Genomic DNA, 15515 nt, shown 5'->3' with positions numbered 1-15515 from the left:
CGGCAACCTTCCTATACAGCCATCCGTCACGGGGCATGATCATCCAGTGCTTTTGCCACATCTTCCAAATAATTTTCCACAGATATTTTATCGCGGGTGGTATAGGAGACCTGCTGGATCTGTCGGATCTTATCACAGTCAAGTTCCCGGATATCGGTATAACAGAACATATACCGCGGGTCATACAGTTCGTTGTGCACTACCCCCGTATTGTTGGTAATCAACACCTTATTGAACTCCAGCGCCTCATTCACACGCAAAGTGTTTCCGGTACTGCCTTCCTGTATGATTTCCAAAATACATTTTGATTTTGAAATAATTTGCAGACAGTCCTTATAATCCATTGCGTCACAGTAACAAATCTGGTCGGCGTATTGCCGTTTTTCTGTCGGCACCTCTGTGATCCAAAAGCCGCAGCGAAACCCCTGTGCACGCAAAAAATCGTATGCCTGCAAAATTTGCGGCAGACGTTCCTTGGCTTTTGCAATCAAGCAGATATCGTACACCAGTCCCTGATCCGGATACTCCTTCTGCAGCCTGGAATACGGCAGATTATGCTGTTGTAAATGATAGCGCTGTGCATCTCCGCCGTCGAAGGACAAGATTCTGTCCGCCCCTCCCCGCTCCAGCAGTTTCTGCTTTTCCGGGTCAAGGGCCACCAGATCCGTAAAGTAATATACGATTTTGGCCTGGGGGAACCGTTCCCGAATGGCCTGACTGAATCCGAACCGTTCAAAAAAGAGAAGAATATCCAGCAGAACGAAGCAGGGTGTCCTGCCCTCCAGATGCATTTCATCCAGCCGCTGTTCAAGCTGCCGAACCCAGAGCTTCCCCCATATTCCCCGAAAGGGAAGTGGCAAGATCCGGTTCACCTTGGTGGAAAGGTGCATCCGCATCAGAGCTCTGGCTGGCGGCGCAAGAACAATTCCATGGTTATAGGCAGCGTAGGGCAGTTTGTCCGCATCCCGAAAAATATAATCGTATACGCCGCTGCCATACCCAACAATGATGAATTTATAGTTGTCCCGCTTATTATCCATTTTCTCTCCCTTGCGGCCGGTTTGTGGAGGCGAAATCAACCGCATTCCGGCTGGTCCTCTATCTGCTCCAGAAAGGCAATGAGCCTGCGCACCCGCTGTTCTATGGTCAGTCCGGCAGCTGTTGCCCGGGCGCCGGCAGCCAGAGCGCGGCGCCGTTCCGGGTCGGCGGCCAGGGTGTCGATGGCCTTGGCCAGGGCCTGGACATCCATCGGGTCGATGCGAATGGAATTTTCCGGCGTCAGCACATCGTCGTTGAAGGATCCCGTGGAGGAGATAACGGGCAGCCCGCAGGCCAGAGCCTCAATAATGGCATTGCAGCACCCCTCATGGGTGGTGGGCAGCACAAAAAAGTCTGCCGCGTTCAGGTAGGTCGCCACCTGGGCATGGTCCACCCTGCCCGCATGCAGCAGATTCGGGCAGTCCGGGCGTTCGGGGCCATCGCCGATAAAGCAGGCATACACCGGCCGGGCACGGTTGACCTCCGTCAGGGCCTGGCTCACGCGGGCAGCCCCCTTGCGGGCATCGAACGCCCCCACAAACGCAGCCACACAGGCATCCTGGGGCCAGCCCAGCTTCTGCCGGGCCGCCTGCCGGTCCATCGGCGGAAACCGCTGCGGATCGTAACCGTTGGGCAGGATCACATAGGGTTTGCCCTCCTGCTGCAGTCCCAGCTTCAAGGATTCCTCGTAGGATTTGGTGGAGACATAGATCGTACCGGACAATTGATCCAGCATTTTCCGGATTTCCTGCGGCGTAAAGCACTCCTGCACGGCAATTTTGCTTTCCCCGCAGGCGACAAAAAGGGGTTTGGCGTCGTCGAGCAACGACGCCGCCACCCCTGTATGCCAGAAGTGGGCATACAGCAGATCCACGGACTGTTTGCTCACTTGGGTCCTATAGACTTTTCGGGCCGCCCGGATCATCTGATCCAGGTTGAAACGCCCGCCCCTGTTGGACAGGGTGATATACCAGGGCTGCCAGATATCCACCACAGCCCGGCCGGGTTCCACCACATCCTGCCAGTGCCGGGGACGGATCGGCACCTTGTGCATCACGGCCCTGGTCACGCTTTGGGGCGCGATGACGGTACACTGTACCCCCTGCCGGGCCATTTCAGCCACAGTGTTGCGTATAAAGGGCATGAACGGGTCCTGCGGTACAGGATACCCCTCAACAACAAAACAGACATGCATGGCTTCCGGCACTCCTTCGGCAGTTTTCCTCAGCATCCTTCGCACAGGATGTCGGCGATGCGCTCACAGGCGTGGCCATCGCCGTAGGGGTTGGAGGCATGGGCCATCCGTTCGTAGGCGGCGGGGTCCTCCAGCAGGCGCTTGAATTCGCGGTAGATGGTATCTTCCCGGGTGCCCACCAGTTTCAGGGTCCCGGCCTCGATGCCTTCGGGGCGCTCGGTGGTGTCCCGCATGACGAGCACCGGCTTGCCCAGGGAGGGGGCCTCCTCCTGGATGCCGCCGCTGTCGGTGAGGATCAGATAGCTGCGGGCCAGGAAGTTGTGGAAGTCCAGCACATCCAGGGGCTCAATGATATGGAACCGGGCATCATCGCCAAAAATTTCCTTTGCGGTCTGGCGCACCACGGGGTTCATGTGGATGGGGTAAATGACCTTCAGGTCCTCGTGCTCATCCACGATGCGGCGGATGGCCCGGAACATATGGTGCATGGGTTCGCCGAGATTTTCCCGGCGGTGGGCGGTGAGCAGGATCAGGCGGCTGCCGGCGGCCCATTCCAGTTCCGGATGGGTGTAATCCGGCCGCACGGTGGTCTTGAGGGCATCGATGGCAGTGTTGCCCGTCACATAGATGGACTCCGGCTTTTTGCCCTCCCGCAGCAGGTTCCGGCGGGACAGTTCGGTGGGGGCAAAGTTGTACCGGGCCAGGATGCTCACCGCCTGGCGGTTGAATTCCTCGGGATAGGGGGATGCCAGATTATAGGTCCGCAGGCCGGCCTCCACATGCCCCACGGGGATCTGCAGATAGAAGCAGGCCAGGGCGGTGGCAAAGGTGGTGGAGGTATCGCCGTGGACCAGCACCACATCGGGGCGTTCCTGTTCCAGCACCGGTTTGATGCGGTTCAGGATGCTGGTGGTCACATCGAAGAGGGTCTGGCGGTCCTTCATGATGGACAGATCGTAATCCGGCACCACCCGGAAGGCTTCCAGCACCTGGTCCAGCATCTGGCGGTGCTGGCCGGTGACGCAGACCAGCGTCCGGATGCCGGAACGCCCCTTGAGTTCATTGACCAGGGGGCACATTTTGATGGCTTCGGGCCGAGTGCCGAAAACCAGCATGACCTTTTTCATGGAGCAGACCGCCTCTTTCATTTACAGGTGATAGACGCCGGGCAGATGGCAGATGTTGTGGCAGTCCAGAACGATCTTGCCGGCGAGCTTGTCCATGTTGTCCCGGATCTCGTCATGCTTGACCATGATGACCACAAAGTCCACATCTGCCAGGAAGGCATCCAGATCATGGTACTGGTGTTCCACCACGTCCTGCCGGATGAAGGGATCATAGACCTTGAGGGTGGGTGCCAGATGCCGTTCCTGGCTTTCCAGCAGCTGCAGCGTGGGGGATTCCCGCATATCATCCACGTTTTCCTTGTAGGTCAGACCGTACAGGCCCACCCGGCCGATGTCGGTCATTCCCTTTTCCTTCATGATGGTGTGGATGCGCCCCAGCACAAAATCCGGCATGCCGTCGTTGGTTTTCATCGACTCATCGATGACCTTGGCCAGGCTGGGATAATCCCCCACCAGGAACCACGGGTCCACGCTGATGCAGTGGCCGCCCACGCCGGGGCCGGGCTGCAGGATGTTGACCCGGGGATGCATGTTGCAGATACGGATGATCTCGTAGACATCCATGTTGTCATGGCGGCAGATCTTGGCCAGCTCATTGGCAAAGGCGATGTTGACGGCGCGGAAGGTATTTTCCACCACCTTGGTCATCTCGGCGGTGCGGATGTCGGTGACGACGATCTCCCCCTGGCAGAAGGAAGCATAGAGCTTTTTGACCTGTTCGCCGATGTCGCGCTCGTCGGCGCCGATGGTGCGGTTGTTGTGCAGCAGCTCATAGACCATGTTGCCGGGGATGATGCGCTCGGGGGCGTGGACCAGGTGAATGTCCTGGCCGATGCGGAAGCCGTCCGCCTCGATGACCGGCCGCACGAACTTGTCGATGGTGCCGGGGGAAACGGTGGACTCGATGACCACCGTGGCCCCCTTGGGGCAGACTTCCATGACGCTCTTTACGGCAGCCACCACATAGCAGGCGTCCACCTTCTTGCTGAACTTGTCGTAGGGGGTGGGCACCGAGATGATGTAGGTATCGGTCTTCTGATACTCGGTGGTAAAGCGGATGCCGGCCTGCAGGGCGTTCCGGAACAGTTCATCCAGGCCCTTCTCCTTGAAGGTGGTGTGGCCGTGGTTCAGCGTAGCCACCAGTTCGGCATTGTAGTCCGTGCCCACCACTTCCACACCGTGGGAAGCCATCATCAGCGCGGTGGGCAGTCCGATATAACCCAAACCAATTACATTGATCATTTTTTTCTCCTTTGCCTGCTGCCGTCCCTGCCGCGGGGGGATTTACCCGGCGGCCGTCACATTGCCCTCGTCCACACCCTCGGTGCTTTCCGCCTCGAAGAGGATCTTGACGGTGGCGAACATGATTTTGAAGTCCTCGATGATGCTGGGGTTGGCGATGTACATCAGGTCCATCTGCAGCTTATCGTAGGGGGTGGTGTTGTATTTGCCGTAGACCTGGGCGTAGCCGGTAAGGCCGGCCTTGGTCTGCAGCCGGAGTGCGAACTCCGGCAGTTCTTTTTCATACTGGGCGGCGATCTCCGGCCGTTCCGGCCGCGGGCCGACCAGCGACATCTGCCCCGCCAGAATGTTCAGCAGCTGGGGCAGTTCATCCAGACGGCATTTGCGGATGAACCGTCCCACGGGGGTGATGCGGTCGTCGTTTTCTCCGGTGGAAAGGCGGGCGACGCCGTCCTTTTCGGCATCCACCCGCATGCTGCGGAATTTCAGCACCGGGAAGGTTTTTCCGTCCTTGGTCAGGCGGCACTGCTTGTAGAAGACGGGGCCGCCGTCGGTGGCCTTGATGGCGATGGCCACAATCAGCATCACCGGCGAGAGAATCAGCAGTGCCAGCCCGGCGATGATGAGGTCCACCGCCCGCTTCAGGAAGAGGTATTCCGGTGCGGGGTCATAGCGTTCCACCCGCAGGATGGGCAGATGGAACATATGCATCTTTTTGGCGCCGCTCATGATCACATCGCCGATGCGGGGCACCAGGTACATCTGGACATCCTCGGCGATGCAGCGTTTGAGGATGACATTGCGTTCATGGGAATGGATGCCGCACAAAAAGACCACATCCACACCTTCCAGGATGCTCAGGTCCTTGTCCAGGGCGCCGACCACATCGTCCACGGCCACCACGTCGAATTTCTTGCTCAGGCCGTACTGGGAGATCAGGTTCTGCATGCCTTCCCGCTGGTCGTAGATGATGGCGGTGCGCTTGGCCGGGAAGGTGCTGAAATACCAGATATGGGCCGCGCGGCACCACACGGCGGAGAGCAGGATCTGCACGATGATGAGCACGATCATCGGCGGCACGGGGGGGAAGTATTTCATCAGCAGCCAGGTGACGAAGAAGAGGATGCCGTCGGCGATGATGACCGCCAGGCTCTGGGAGGTAACGCTCTCGGAAATACGGTTCAGCGAGATCTGGAATCCGTCGTAGATCCGCCCGTAGGTAACATACAGCACGGCAAACAGCGCGATGATCATCCAGTTGCCCTTGGCAAAATAGGGCGACGCCAGCACGTCCGCGTAGAACAGATACCAGCACGCCGCAAAGGGGATGGTCATCATGGCCACGTTGATGAGCTTGACCACGCGCAGCATGGTTTTTTTGTAGAGCAGTTGATCCATGTTTCTATGTATCCTTCCTTGCGGCCGTGCACAGCCGCAGGTGAGTTTCTTCGGGCAGAAGTTTCCGGGCTTTTGTTTTCTTGCGTTTTTTTACAAGACTTCTTTTTATTATAGTCTTTTCCCCGTATAAAAGCAACCGATTTTGCCAACCCGTCGCCCTTTTGCCGCCCCGGCGGCAGGCCGGGGAGCGCCTTGCGGCGGTCTGCGGCCCGTCGGCGGCTGCCACTATTTGGCGTGCCGGCCGCTCCGGCGGAGGTTCAGCGCCGCTGCTTGCCGGCGCGGTAGGCATCCAGGGAGGCCTGCAGGATCTGCTCGTACTCCCGGGCCTTCTGTTCGTAGTCGTATTCCTGCTTGATGAAGTCACAGGCCTGCCGGGACATCCGGCGGTAGTCCTCCGGAGGCAGGTCCAGCATCTGCTGGAGCTTTTGCCGGAAGTCCTCCACGCTGCCCGACGCAAAGCAGAGGCCGTTGCCGTGGGCATTGCGGTCCACATTGATGTTGTTGTCCTCCGACAGGACGGGCAGGCCGCAGGCCTGGGCGTCGTAGAAGCTCAGGCTGCACTGCTTGGGGAAGACCGCCAGATCGGCGGCCTGGTAGAAGGGAGCCAGATCCATGTAGCGCTGGGTGGGAAAGCGCAGGATCCGGTTTTGGGATGCCTTCAGCAGGGCTTCCACCTCGCGGCCGTATGCATCACCGGCGGTATTGCCCACCACCAGGCAGACCACCGGCCGGCGGGCGGGCAGGGGCTGCTGCAGCGCTTCTGCCAGCAGGCGGCCGCCCTTGGACTCGTCCAGTTTGCCGGCATACAGGAGCACAAAGGCATCGTCGGGGATCTGGTGTTCCCTGCGGAATTTCTGCCGGGCGTCGGCGTCCGGGTGGAACAGCAGCGTGTCCGACCCGAAGGAGATCCACGGGGCCTGCTGCAGCGGGACGCCCAGCACCTGCTCCACGTAGGGATCATCCTGGGTGCGGATGACGGGGATCTGATACCGGATGAGGCGGGGCGCCAGGACCCGGCGGTAGAACCCGTGGAACAGCTTGTTGAACCGGTTCACCGACGCCATGGCCAGCATGTGGCTGTCGGTGACGAAGGCATAGGGCAGATGACCCAGCCGGGCGATAAACTGCATGGCGGAGGCCGTATCGTTATCGTGGGCAAACAGGATGTCGGGCTGCAGGCCGTCCACGGTCCTGCGCAGTTCCGGCGTGAAGATGGCGCGGTTGCTGACGAATCCGTAGATGGGCAGCCGGATGATCTGCACCCCGGTGGTGCGGGTGTATTCCCGGTCGTAGGCTTCGATGTTGTCCACGCCGAAAAAGGCCGCCAGCTGGGGAGGCATGCGGTCGGCGCTGGCGGTCACGATGGTCACTTCATGGCCGTGCTTCACAAAATATTTCGACAGGATGTTGATCTGATACCCGGCATTGGGGTGAAAAAAATCCTCGATCTCCACGATTTTCATAACTACAAACAGGCTCCTTTTTACAGGGCGGCGGGACCGCCGGCCGCGTCGATGGCGTCGTAGGGGATGCAGCAGGACCGGTAGCGGGTGCTGCACAGGGCAAACAGTGCCTCCAGTTCTTCCCAGAGCTGGAGTTCCTCGATCTCCCAGCTGTGTCCCCAGATCATGACCATGGCGTCGTTCCGGGGTTCCTCATACTGCAGCAGTTCCCGCAGCAGGGTGAAATAGGGTTCCCGGCGGCGGGCCCAGACCAGCCGGGCCTCGGGGAAGCTGTGGTTGCGCAGGGCGTTGCCCAGCAGGCTTTTCACCCCGCGGGGGTAGAAGTGCAGCGCGGGCCGGTACAGCGGTCCCCGGTTGCGGAAGCACATGGTATCCGCCGTGCGCACCGTGCGGAAGTAGCGGTACAGGAGCGGCAGCATCTCCCGCTTGTATTTTCCTCCGGGGAGGCAGAAATGGGCGATGGGCTCCCCCAGCACCTCCTGCAGGTAGTTCTGGTTGGCCGAGATCTCCGGCTCGATCTGTTCCGCCGGGATCTGGGTCAGATAGACATGGCTGTGGGTGTGTCCGCCGAAGGCGACCCACGGGGACCGGGCCTGCCGGATCATGGCGGGCGTCAGCACCTCCCGGCCCTCACGGTTGGAGGTGGGCACGAAGAACATGCCGGGCAGCTCGTATTTTTCATGGAGCGCAAACAGTTTCTGATCCTGCAGCGCGCCGTCATCCCAACAAAAGATGATCCGCATGAAGATGCTCCTTTCAGACAGTATCCCGGCCCTGCAGACAGGCCGCCACCCGGTCCAGATCCCCCGGCGCCACCAGGACGGAATCCGGCCGATGGATGGTTTCAGGGGCGCCCCCTGTGGCGTAGGTGATCACCGGGGTGCCGCAGGCCTCCGCCTCAAGATTCACGGTGGGGTAGGTATCCTCATAGGTGGGATTGAAAAAGAAATCCGCCGCCGTATAGATCTGGGCCAGTTCCCGGGCGTTGGCGGTCTTGGGCAGCGCCAGGATCCGGGCGGGCAGCTTCTTCCGCTGCTGTTCGCTGACGCCCACCAGCACCACCTGGTATTTTTCCCCCAGCGCTGCCGCCAGGCGCACGAAGTCCGCCAGGCCCTTTCTCTCGCTCCAGACGTTGGCCACCCCCAGGACGATGACCTTGTCCTGCAGGCCATACCGGGCGCGGAAATCGCCGGGCGTGGGCCGGAAAACGGCAGGATCCACCGTGTTGTATTCCACCGTCACGGGATACTCCTGCAGGAAACTCTGTTTGACCAGGTCCGCCAGCCATTGGCTGGGGGTCTGGATGGTCAGCCGGGGCACCCCGGTAAACGCCGCCTTTTTTCGGGCATAGTTGCGGTCCACATGGCTGATCCCGCTGCATTTGGGATACTGGTCCAGCTGCCGGCAGTGCCGGCAGCCGGTCTTCCATTGTTCGCAGCCCACCGCGGCAAAATGGGTGCAGTGCCCCGTAAAGGCCCAGCAATCGTGCAGCGTCCAGCGCACCGGCGTCTGCGGCCGGCTCTTGAGCCAGGCGAACAGCAGCTCCACCTGGATGTAGTAGCCGTGGAGATTGTGGATCCAGATCAGGTCGGGATCGAACGTATCGGCCCAGGCCAGGAACCGCCGGGTGGGTGCGGCGGAGCCGAAGCCGCACAGGTCGAACAGGCGGGTCTGCAGGGCGTGCAGGCGCACGTCCCAGTCGCCGCCGATGCGCACCCCGTAGTGCTGCCAGCGCTCCGGCACCTGTCCCTTGCGCCCGTAGGCGATGCGGCACTCATGGCCTTCGGCGGTGAGCTTGTCCGCCAGTTCGCAGGTGATGCGGCCGGTGCTGGTGATGCCGCAGACCTCATTGATGAACAGTATCTTCATGGCACATTTCACCCCAGGATGTATTTGGCCGTTTCCAGGGCCAGACGATGAAACCAGTACAGGCGGCTCATACCGTGCTTGCGGTAGATGCTGTAGGTGATATTCACCCGGCGCATCACCTCTTTCCAGGATTTTTGGGTGCTCATGCCGCCAAAGGTAAAGTTGGCGATGACGGCATCCGTGGTGATGACCTTTTTGCCCGCCCGGTAGACCGTAGTGATGTAGTCAAAATCGTCGTACATGCTTTCCAGGGCATAGGGGTACTGCAGCAGGATGCTGCGGCGGCTGAACATGCCGGGATGGCACCAGCCGGATGTGGTCCACAGCCGGCCGATGCGGGCGTGCTTGATCATATCGCCGGAGGCTTTCCGGATGCGGATGCTTCCCCATGCTGCATCATAGCCTTCCCTGCGGTAGAGGTCGGCCATGATCTGTACGGCGTCCTTTTCGTACCAGTCGTCGGCGTTGATCTGGCCCACGATCTCGCCGTGGGCCATCCGGGCGCCCTTGTTCAGGGCGTCGTACATGCCCTTGTCCGGCTCCGAAAGGATGGTCAGGCTGCGCCCCGGCGTCTCGCGGAAGGCCGCCTCATAGCGCCGGGCCACCTCCACCGTGCCGTCCCGGGAGGCGCCGTCCACAAGGATGTATTCGATGTCGTCGTAGCTCTGGTGCAGGACGGACTCGATGGTCCGGGCAATGGTCTTTTCGCTGTTATAGGCCACGGTGATGACGGTCACAAGCATGGTGTTCTTCCTCTCTGCTGTCTGAAGGGCGCCCTGCCGGAGTTTCCGCTTTTCTGCCCGGACGCCGCCATGAACAGTTACTTTAATATTACTGAACCGCCCTGCTCAGTGTCAAGTATTCCCCACAAATTGACCGCCCGGTTTGTGGCAGACTTTGCCGCCTTGAAATAGCCCGGGAAATATGCTAGAATATTTTCATTATTATTATGGGGTTATTGTGCAGCCTGCAGCGCTCTGCCGCCGCCCCGCCCCGGAATAAAACCGCCGCTTGTTACCGCGGCTTGAACAGGGAAGTCAACCGATGAACAAACACAATCGTACTCCGCAGCAGCAGGAGGTCAGCATCAGCCAGCGGCAGAATGCCGAGCTGCTGCTGCTGGACGCCGTACTGCTGATCCTGAACGCCCTTGCCTTCGCCGTATGCTGGTATGCCTATTACGAAAAGCACCTCTACCTGAGTTTTGAGGGCAACGGCAACTATATGGTCATCGGGCTGTTTTTAGCCCTGAACGCCGTTTTTTCCAACGTATATGGCGGCTTCGACCTGCTGACCAGCCGCATCACCGAGCTGATCTACTCCCACATCATCGCCCTGGTGATGACCCACTTTTTTATGTACATGGTTGCCTGGCTGCTGGTGCGCAACCAGGTGCCCTCGCCGGTGCCGCTGCTGCTCTGCCTGGCGGCCTGCAGCCTGATCAGCGCGCTGTGGGCCTATATCAGCTTCCAGCTCACCGACCGCATCGTACCGCCCAAGCGCACCCTGCTGATCTATGACAATCCCGAGGCCTACAAGAACGGCCTGAAGATCGTACAGAAATATACCAGCCGGTTTCAGCTGGCGGGGGAAGCCATAGCCACCCGCCCGACGCCGGAGATCCTGCGCCAGATCGACGACACCCGGGCGGAGGCGGTACTGCTGTGCGGGCTGCGCTCCAGCCAGCGCAACGACATCCTGAAATACTGCGTGGAGCAGGACATCCTGGCCTATGTGCGGCCCAACATCGGGGATCTGTTGCTGAGCAACGCCCACACCTTCCAGATGAACAACCTGCCGGTATTTTTGTGCCAGCGGGCGGCCCCTTCCCTGTTCTACCTGTTTGTGAAGCGTCTGGTGGACATTGTGCTGTCCGGTGCGGCGCTGATCCTGACGAGTCCCTTCATGCTGGCGACGGCCATTGCCATCAAAGCCTATGACGGCGGGCCGGTGCTGTTCACCCAGAAGCGGATGACCATCCACCGCAGGGAATTTCTCATCCACAAGTTCCGCAGCATGAAGGTGGACGCCGACAAGGGGGGCAAGGGCATCGTGACCATGCAGAACGATGACCGGATCACCCCGGTGGGGCGGGTCATCCGTGCCTGCCGGCTGGACGAGCTGCCCCAGCTGTACGACATCTTTGTGGGCAACATGACGATTGTAGGCCCCCGGCCCGAGCGGCTGGAGACCATTGAACTGTACGAAAAAGAGATGCCGGAGTTTGCCCTGCGCCTGCAGGTGAAAGGCGGGCTGACGGGCTATGCCCAGGTGTACGGCAAGGCCAACACCAGCCCCTACGACAAGCTGCAGATGGACCTGATGTACATTGCCCAGCAGGGCATCGTGACCGATCTGAAGATCATCTTTGCCACCATCAAGATCCTCTTCATGCCCGAGAGCACCGAGGGCTTCGAGGAGGAGAAGGACGCCCTTTCCGCCGAGGAGACCAAGGTCTGAGACCCGGAACAGAGAGGATTCTGCCATGAAAATTCTGGTTGTCTGCCAGCACTACTGGCCGGAGCCCTATCCGCTGCCGGATCTTTGCGAAGAGCTGGTGCGCCGCGGGCATTCGGTGGATCTGATCACCGACGTGCCCAACTATCCCATGGGCATCACCTACCCCGAATACCGGCACGGCGCCCGGCGCCGGGAGGTGCACAACGGGGTGCGGATCACCCGCACCTTTACCATCGCCCGGCGGCACAACGCCGTCTTCCGGCTGCTGAATTACTACAGTTACGCGTGGTCCTCCTCGCAGTATGCCCGGCATCTGCGGGAGGACTACGATGTTGTCTTCACCAATCAGACCTCCCCCGTGATGATGAGCAGCGCCGCCTTTGCCTATGCCCGGCGCCACGGCAAAAAGGTGGTCATGTACTGCATGGACCTGTGGCCGGCCTGCCTGGCGGCGGGCGGCCTGGGGGAATCCTCCCCCGTTTACCGGTTCTTTGACCGGGAATCCCGGCGTCTGTACAACCAGCCCGACCGCATTCTCATCACCTCCCGGATGTTCCGGGCCTACCTGGTGGAGCGCCACGGGGTGGACGACGGCAAGATCGCCTACCTGCCCCAGTACGCCGCCGCCCGGTTTGACGCGCTGCCCCCGCCCGCTTCCGGCAAGCAGACGGTGGACCTGATGTTTGCGGGCAACGTGGGGGCCGCCCAGAGCCTGACCACCGTGCTGGAGGCCGCCGCCCTGCTGCGGGACCAGCCGCAGCTGCGCTGGCATATCGTGGGGGACGGTTCGGAGCTGGCGCATCTGCAAAAGCTGGCGGCGGAAAAGCAGCTGGACTGCGTGATCTTCCATGGCCGCAAACCGCCGGAGGAGATGCCCCGCTACTACGCCATGGCGGACGCCATGCTGGTCACCCTGACCGCGGACCCCTTCATCTCGCTGACCCTGCCGGGCAAGGTCCAGACCTATATGGCGGCGGGCAAGCCCATTCTGGCGGCGGCCGCCGGGGAGATCCCCCAGGTGCTGGCAGCGGCCCGGTGCGGCTGGTGTGCCAAGGCGGAAAACGCCGCCGATCTGGCGCAGAAAGTCCGGCAGTTCCTGGCCTGTCCCGACAAGGCGCAGCTGGGCCGCAACGCCCGGGCCTACTACGAGGCCCACTTCACCCGGGACCGCTTCATGGACACCCTGGAGCGGGAGCTGGCCGCCTGCGCCGGCCCCACCCATTCCGATAAAGGCTGCTGTAAGATATGAGTTTGTATATTGTCGTTTGGGGGATTCTGTGCCTGTTCACCGTGAAGGGCGCGGTGGCCCGGGAAAGCCGCACCGCCCGGCAGCTGGCCTTCTGGTTCTGCTTTCTGCTTCTGGCGGCGATGCTGGTGCTGCGCTTCGGGCAGGGCACCGACTACTTTTCCTACCTGGACTATTACTACCGCATGCCGGACACCGGGATCCACGTTCCCGTTCCCGACGTCCACGGCGAGATCGGCTACCAGTTCCTGACCAACGTTTTCCGGCTGCTGCACCTGCCGTTTGAGGCCTGGGTGGCCCTTCTCTCGGTCATCCAGATGGCCTGCCTGCTGCGGTTTCTGCGCCTCTACCACATCGACTGTGTGCTCTCGCTGCTGCTGGCCGTCCCCACCCTGTACCTGACCTATTTTGTATCGGGCCTGCGGCAGGGCGTTGCGGTGGCCGTCTTCCTGGGGATCCTCTTCCCCCTGCTGGAGAAGAAGAACTACCTGGGCTTTGTGGCGGGCACGGTGCTCTGCATGCTCTTCCACGGCGCCTCCGTCGCCTTCCTGGCGGCCCTGGTCGCCCAGAAGATCCGCAAGATCTCCTCCCTGCAGATCTTCACGGTGGTGGCGTGGGCCGCGGGGCTGTTCCTTGCCAGCCCGCCGGTCCAGAGCCTGATCGCCGCCTCGGACAGCTGGGCGATCCGCTACTATCTGCAGGACGCCGACATGAATCCGGCCGCCGCCGCCGAGCGGCTGCTCTTCCTGGTGCTGGTCACCTGGCTGTACGAAAAGCTGCGCCGGCTGGGCAAGACCGGCCCGGTCTTTCTGCTGGCCTACCGCTGCTACCTGATGGCCATGGCGCTGTACGGTCTGCTGATCTGCAACGGCACCACAGCCTCCCGGATGGCCAGCATGATGCGCTATGTGGAGATCTACCTGCTGGCCTGGGCCCTGGGGCAGATGACCCGGTTCAGCCGGTATCTGCTCACGCTGGTGCTGGTGGCGCTGCAGACCTTCATGCTGTGCAAGAACATTCAGACCGCCATCGATCAGGGGGGCTACCGGTCCTCCGTAACGATCCGCAACTTTCCCTATGTGTCGGTGTTCAACGAGGAGGAAATCTTTGCCGTACGGGAGATCGCCCCGGAACTTCTGGACCACCCCGAATGCCGCATTCTTTATGCCAGAAAGGACATCCATCAGCTATGAACAAACCGCAACGTGAACTTGATCTGCAGGAAATCCTGCTCTATCTGTGGCGGCACGCCCTTGTCCTCCTGCTCTGCATGGCCGTTGCCGCCGCACTGGCCGGCCTGACGGTGTACCAAAGCCGGAACCTCCTGCCCTGGCAGGCCACGGCCCTGCTGTCCTTTGATCCCCCCGCCGCCGACCAGGCTTCGGATGCCGGGGACCGGTTTGCCTACTACAACAATTTTGCCAGCACCGCCAACGTCATCGTCCAGAGCGACGAGGTGCTCTCCGCCGTGGCCGACCAGCTCTCGCTGCCGGTCTCCCAGATACAGGGGCACGTCAGTGTGTCGGCTGTCAGCAACAGCGCCTTTCTGCAGCTCAGCGTCACCGGTGCCGACGAGGAGACCACCCGCCGGATCTGCGAAGCGGTCCTGGCGGCAGCCCCCGAAGCCGGCGCCCGGATGACCGATCTGGGCACCCTGCGGGCGGTCTCGGCGGTGACGGTCACCCCGGTATCGGGCAGCAGCCCGGTGAAATCGGCCCTGATCGGCGCGCTGCTCGGGGCCATTCTGGGCATGGCGGTGCTGGTGGCCCTGGAGCTGCTGGACAACAAACTCCACGATGCCGGGGATGTGGCCTACTCCCTGGATCTTCAGGTACTGGGCGTGATCCCCGCCGACGGCAGCAAAGCCGCGGCGCAGCAGGGAGAGGCCTGGCGTGCCGTGCGCACCGCCCTGCCGCAATCCCCTGCCGCTTCGCTGCTGCTGGTGGCCGGCACGGACGAAGCGCCGGTGCTGGCCGACGGGGGGCAGCTGGCCCGGGCGCTGGCGCAGCCTGGTCAGCGGGTGCTGCTGGTGGACGGCGACTGCCGCCATGCCGGCAATGAGCCGGGGCTCAGCGATCTGCTGACCTCGCCGCAGCCTTCCGGCGCCCTGCCGGTCACCGGGCCGGAGGACGGCGTCTGCCGCCTGGCTTTCGGCCACGGGGTGGAAAGTCTGTCCGATCTGCTGGCCGCACCGGCGGCGCAGGAGGTCCTGGCCGAGCTGTGCCGCCGCTATGACCGGGTGGTGGTGGCGGTCCCGTCGGCCGCCAGCCGCGCCGATGCCGCCGCCTGGAGCGGGTTTGCCGCCGGTGCGGTACTGGTGGTCCGCGCGGACCGGACGCCCATCGAGAGCGCCCGCCTGGCCCGGGAGAAACTGTCGGGGACGCCGCTGTGGGGTGCGGTCCTGACTGGCTACGCCTGGGAAAAAGCGCTGCGGCGGGACGGCTACTATTACGCACTGACCAAAGCCGGCCGCTGAG

Annotated in this window: 13 protein-coding genes; 4 read left to right on the top strand and 9 right to left on the bottom strand. The window is 61.6% G+C overall.

What is annotated here, in order from left to right; genetic code table 11:
- Positions 1 to 26: 26 nt before the first annotated feature.
- The 9 genes from NQ490_RS08285 to NQ490_RS08245 all read right to left on the bottom strand — a co-directional run bounded on the left by NQ490_RS08285 (position 27) and on the right by NQ490_RS08245 (position 10075).
- On the bottom strand, positions 27 to 1040 hold the full coding sequence (locus NQ490_RS08285) for a hypothetical protein (protein ID WP_040918378.1): 1014 nt from the start codon (positions 1038 to 1040) through the stop codon (positions 27 to 29).
- A gap of 35 nt (positions 1041 to 1075) precedes the next feature.
- Positions 1076 to 2233, bottom strand: coding sequence for a glycosyltransferase (locus NQ490_RS08280; protein WP_040918380.1), 1158 nt, complete (start codon positions 2231 to 2233; stop codon positions 1076 to 1078).
- 29 nt (positions 2234 to 2262) lie between these two features.
- On the bottom strand, positions 2263 to 3360 hold the full coding sequence (gene wecB / locus NQ490_RS08275) for a non-hydrolyzing UDP-N-acetylglucosamine 2-epimerase (protein WP_040918382.1): 1098 nt from the start codon (positions 3358 to 3360) through the stop codon (positions 2263 to 2265).
- A 21-nt stretch (positions 3361 to 3381) separates the two neighbouring features.
- Positions 3382 to 4602, bottom strand: coding sequence for a nucleotide sugar dehydrogenase (locus NQ490_RS08270; protein WP_007047895.1), 1221 nt, complete (start codon positions 4600 to 4602; stop codon positions 3382 to 3384).
- 42 nt (positions 4603 to 4644) lie between these two features.
- Entirely contained in the window at positions 4645 to 6000 is a 1356-nt protein-coding gene (locus NQ490_RS08265) for a sugar transferase (protein WP_007047896.1), read from the bottom strand.
- Between the two features lie 257 nt (positions 6001 to 6257).
- Positions 6258 to 7463, bottom strand: coding sequence for a glycosyltransferase family 4 protein (locus tag NQ490_RS08260; RefSeq protein WP_007047897.1), 1206 nt, complete (start codon positions 7461 to 7463; stop codon positions 6258 to 6260).
- A 20-nt stretch (positions 7464 to 7483) separates the two neighbouring features.
- Positions 7484 to 8206, bottom strand: coding sequence for a polysaccharide deacetylase family protein (locus NQ490_RS08255; protein WP_007047898.1), 723 nt, complete (start codon positions 8204 to 8206; stop codon positions 7484 to 7486).
- 13 nt (positions 8207 to 8219) lie between these two features.
- Positions 8220 to 9332 (bottom strand): glycosyltransferase, encoded by a 1113-nt coding sequence (locus NQ490_RS08250; protein WP_007047899.1) that lies wholly within the window; start codon positions 9330 to 9332, stop codon positions 8220 to 8222.
- An 8-nt stretch (positions 9333 to 9340) separates the two neighbouring features.
- Complete coding sequence (locus NQ490_RS08245) at positions 9341 to 10075, bottom strand: glycosyltransferase family 2 protein (protein ID WP_007047900.1); 735 nt, start codon at positions 10073 to 10075, stop codon at positions 9341 to 9343.
- A gap of 301 nt (positions 10076 to 10376) precedes the next feature.
- On the opposite strand from NQ490_RS08245, the gene NQ490_RS08240 reads away from it, so the two are divergent.
- Genes NQ490_RS08240 through NQ490_RS08225 form a run of 4 tightly spaced genes read left to right on the top strand, consistent with a single transcriptional unit; the run spans position 10377 to position 15514 of the window.
- Positions 10377 to 11792: a sugar transferase gene (locus NQ490_RS08240; RefSeq protein ID WP_007047901.1), complete on the top strand. Its 1416-nt coding sequence runs from the start codon at positions 10377 to 10379 to the stop codon at positions 11790 to 11792.
- A 25-nt stretch (positions 11793 to 11817) separates the two neighbouring features.
- Positions 11818 to 13041: a glycosyltransferase family 4 protein gene (locus NQ490_RS08235; RefSeq protein WP_007047902.1), complete on the top strand. Its 1224-nt coding sequence runs from the start codon at positions 11818 to 11820 to the stop codon at positions 13039 to 13041.
- Complete coding sequence (locus tag NQ490_RS08230) at positions 13038 to 14231, top strand: EpsG family protein (protein WP_007047903.1); 1194 nt, start codon at positions 13038 to 13040, stop codon at positions 14229 to 14231. Before NQ490_RS08235 ends, NQ490_RS08230 begins: the two co-directional genes overlap by 4 nt.
- A complete protein-coding gene (locus tag NQ490_RS08225; RefSeq protein WP_259951072.1) occupies positions 14228 to 15514 on the top strand; it encodes a Wzz/FepE/Etk N-terminal domain-containing protein in 1287 nt (428 codons plus the stop codon). The genes NQ490_RS08230 and NQ490_RS08225 overlap by 4 nt, the downstream gene beginning before the upstream one ends.
- Position 15515 lies beyond the last annotated feature (1 nt).

This window comes from Subdoligranulum variabile (assembly GCF_025152575.1).
GTDB classification, from domain to species: domain Bacteria; phylum Bacillota; class Clostridia; order Oscillospirales; family Ruminococcaceae; genus Gemmiger; species Gemmiger variabilis.
Note: the sequence above shows the minus strand (reverse complement) of the source record. Positions and strands in the feature narration are given on the sequence as shown.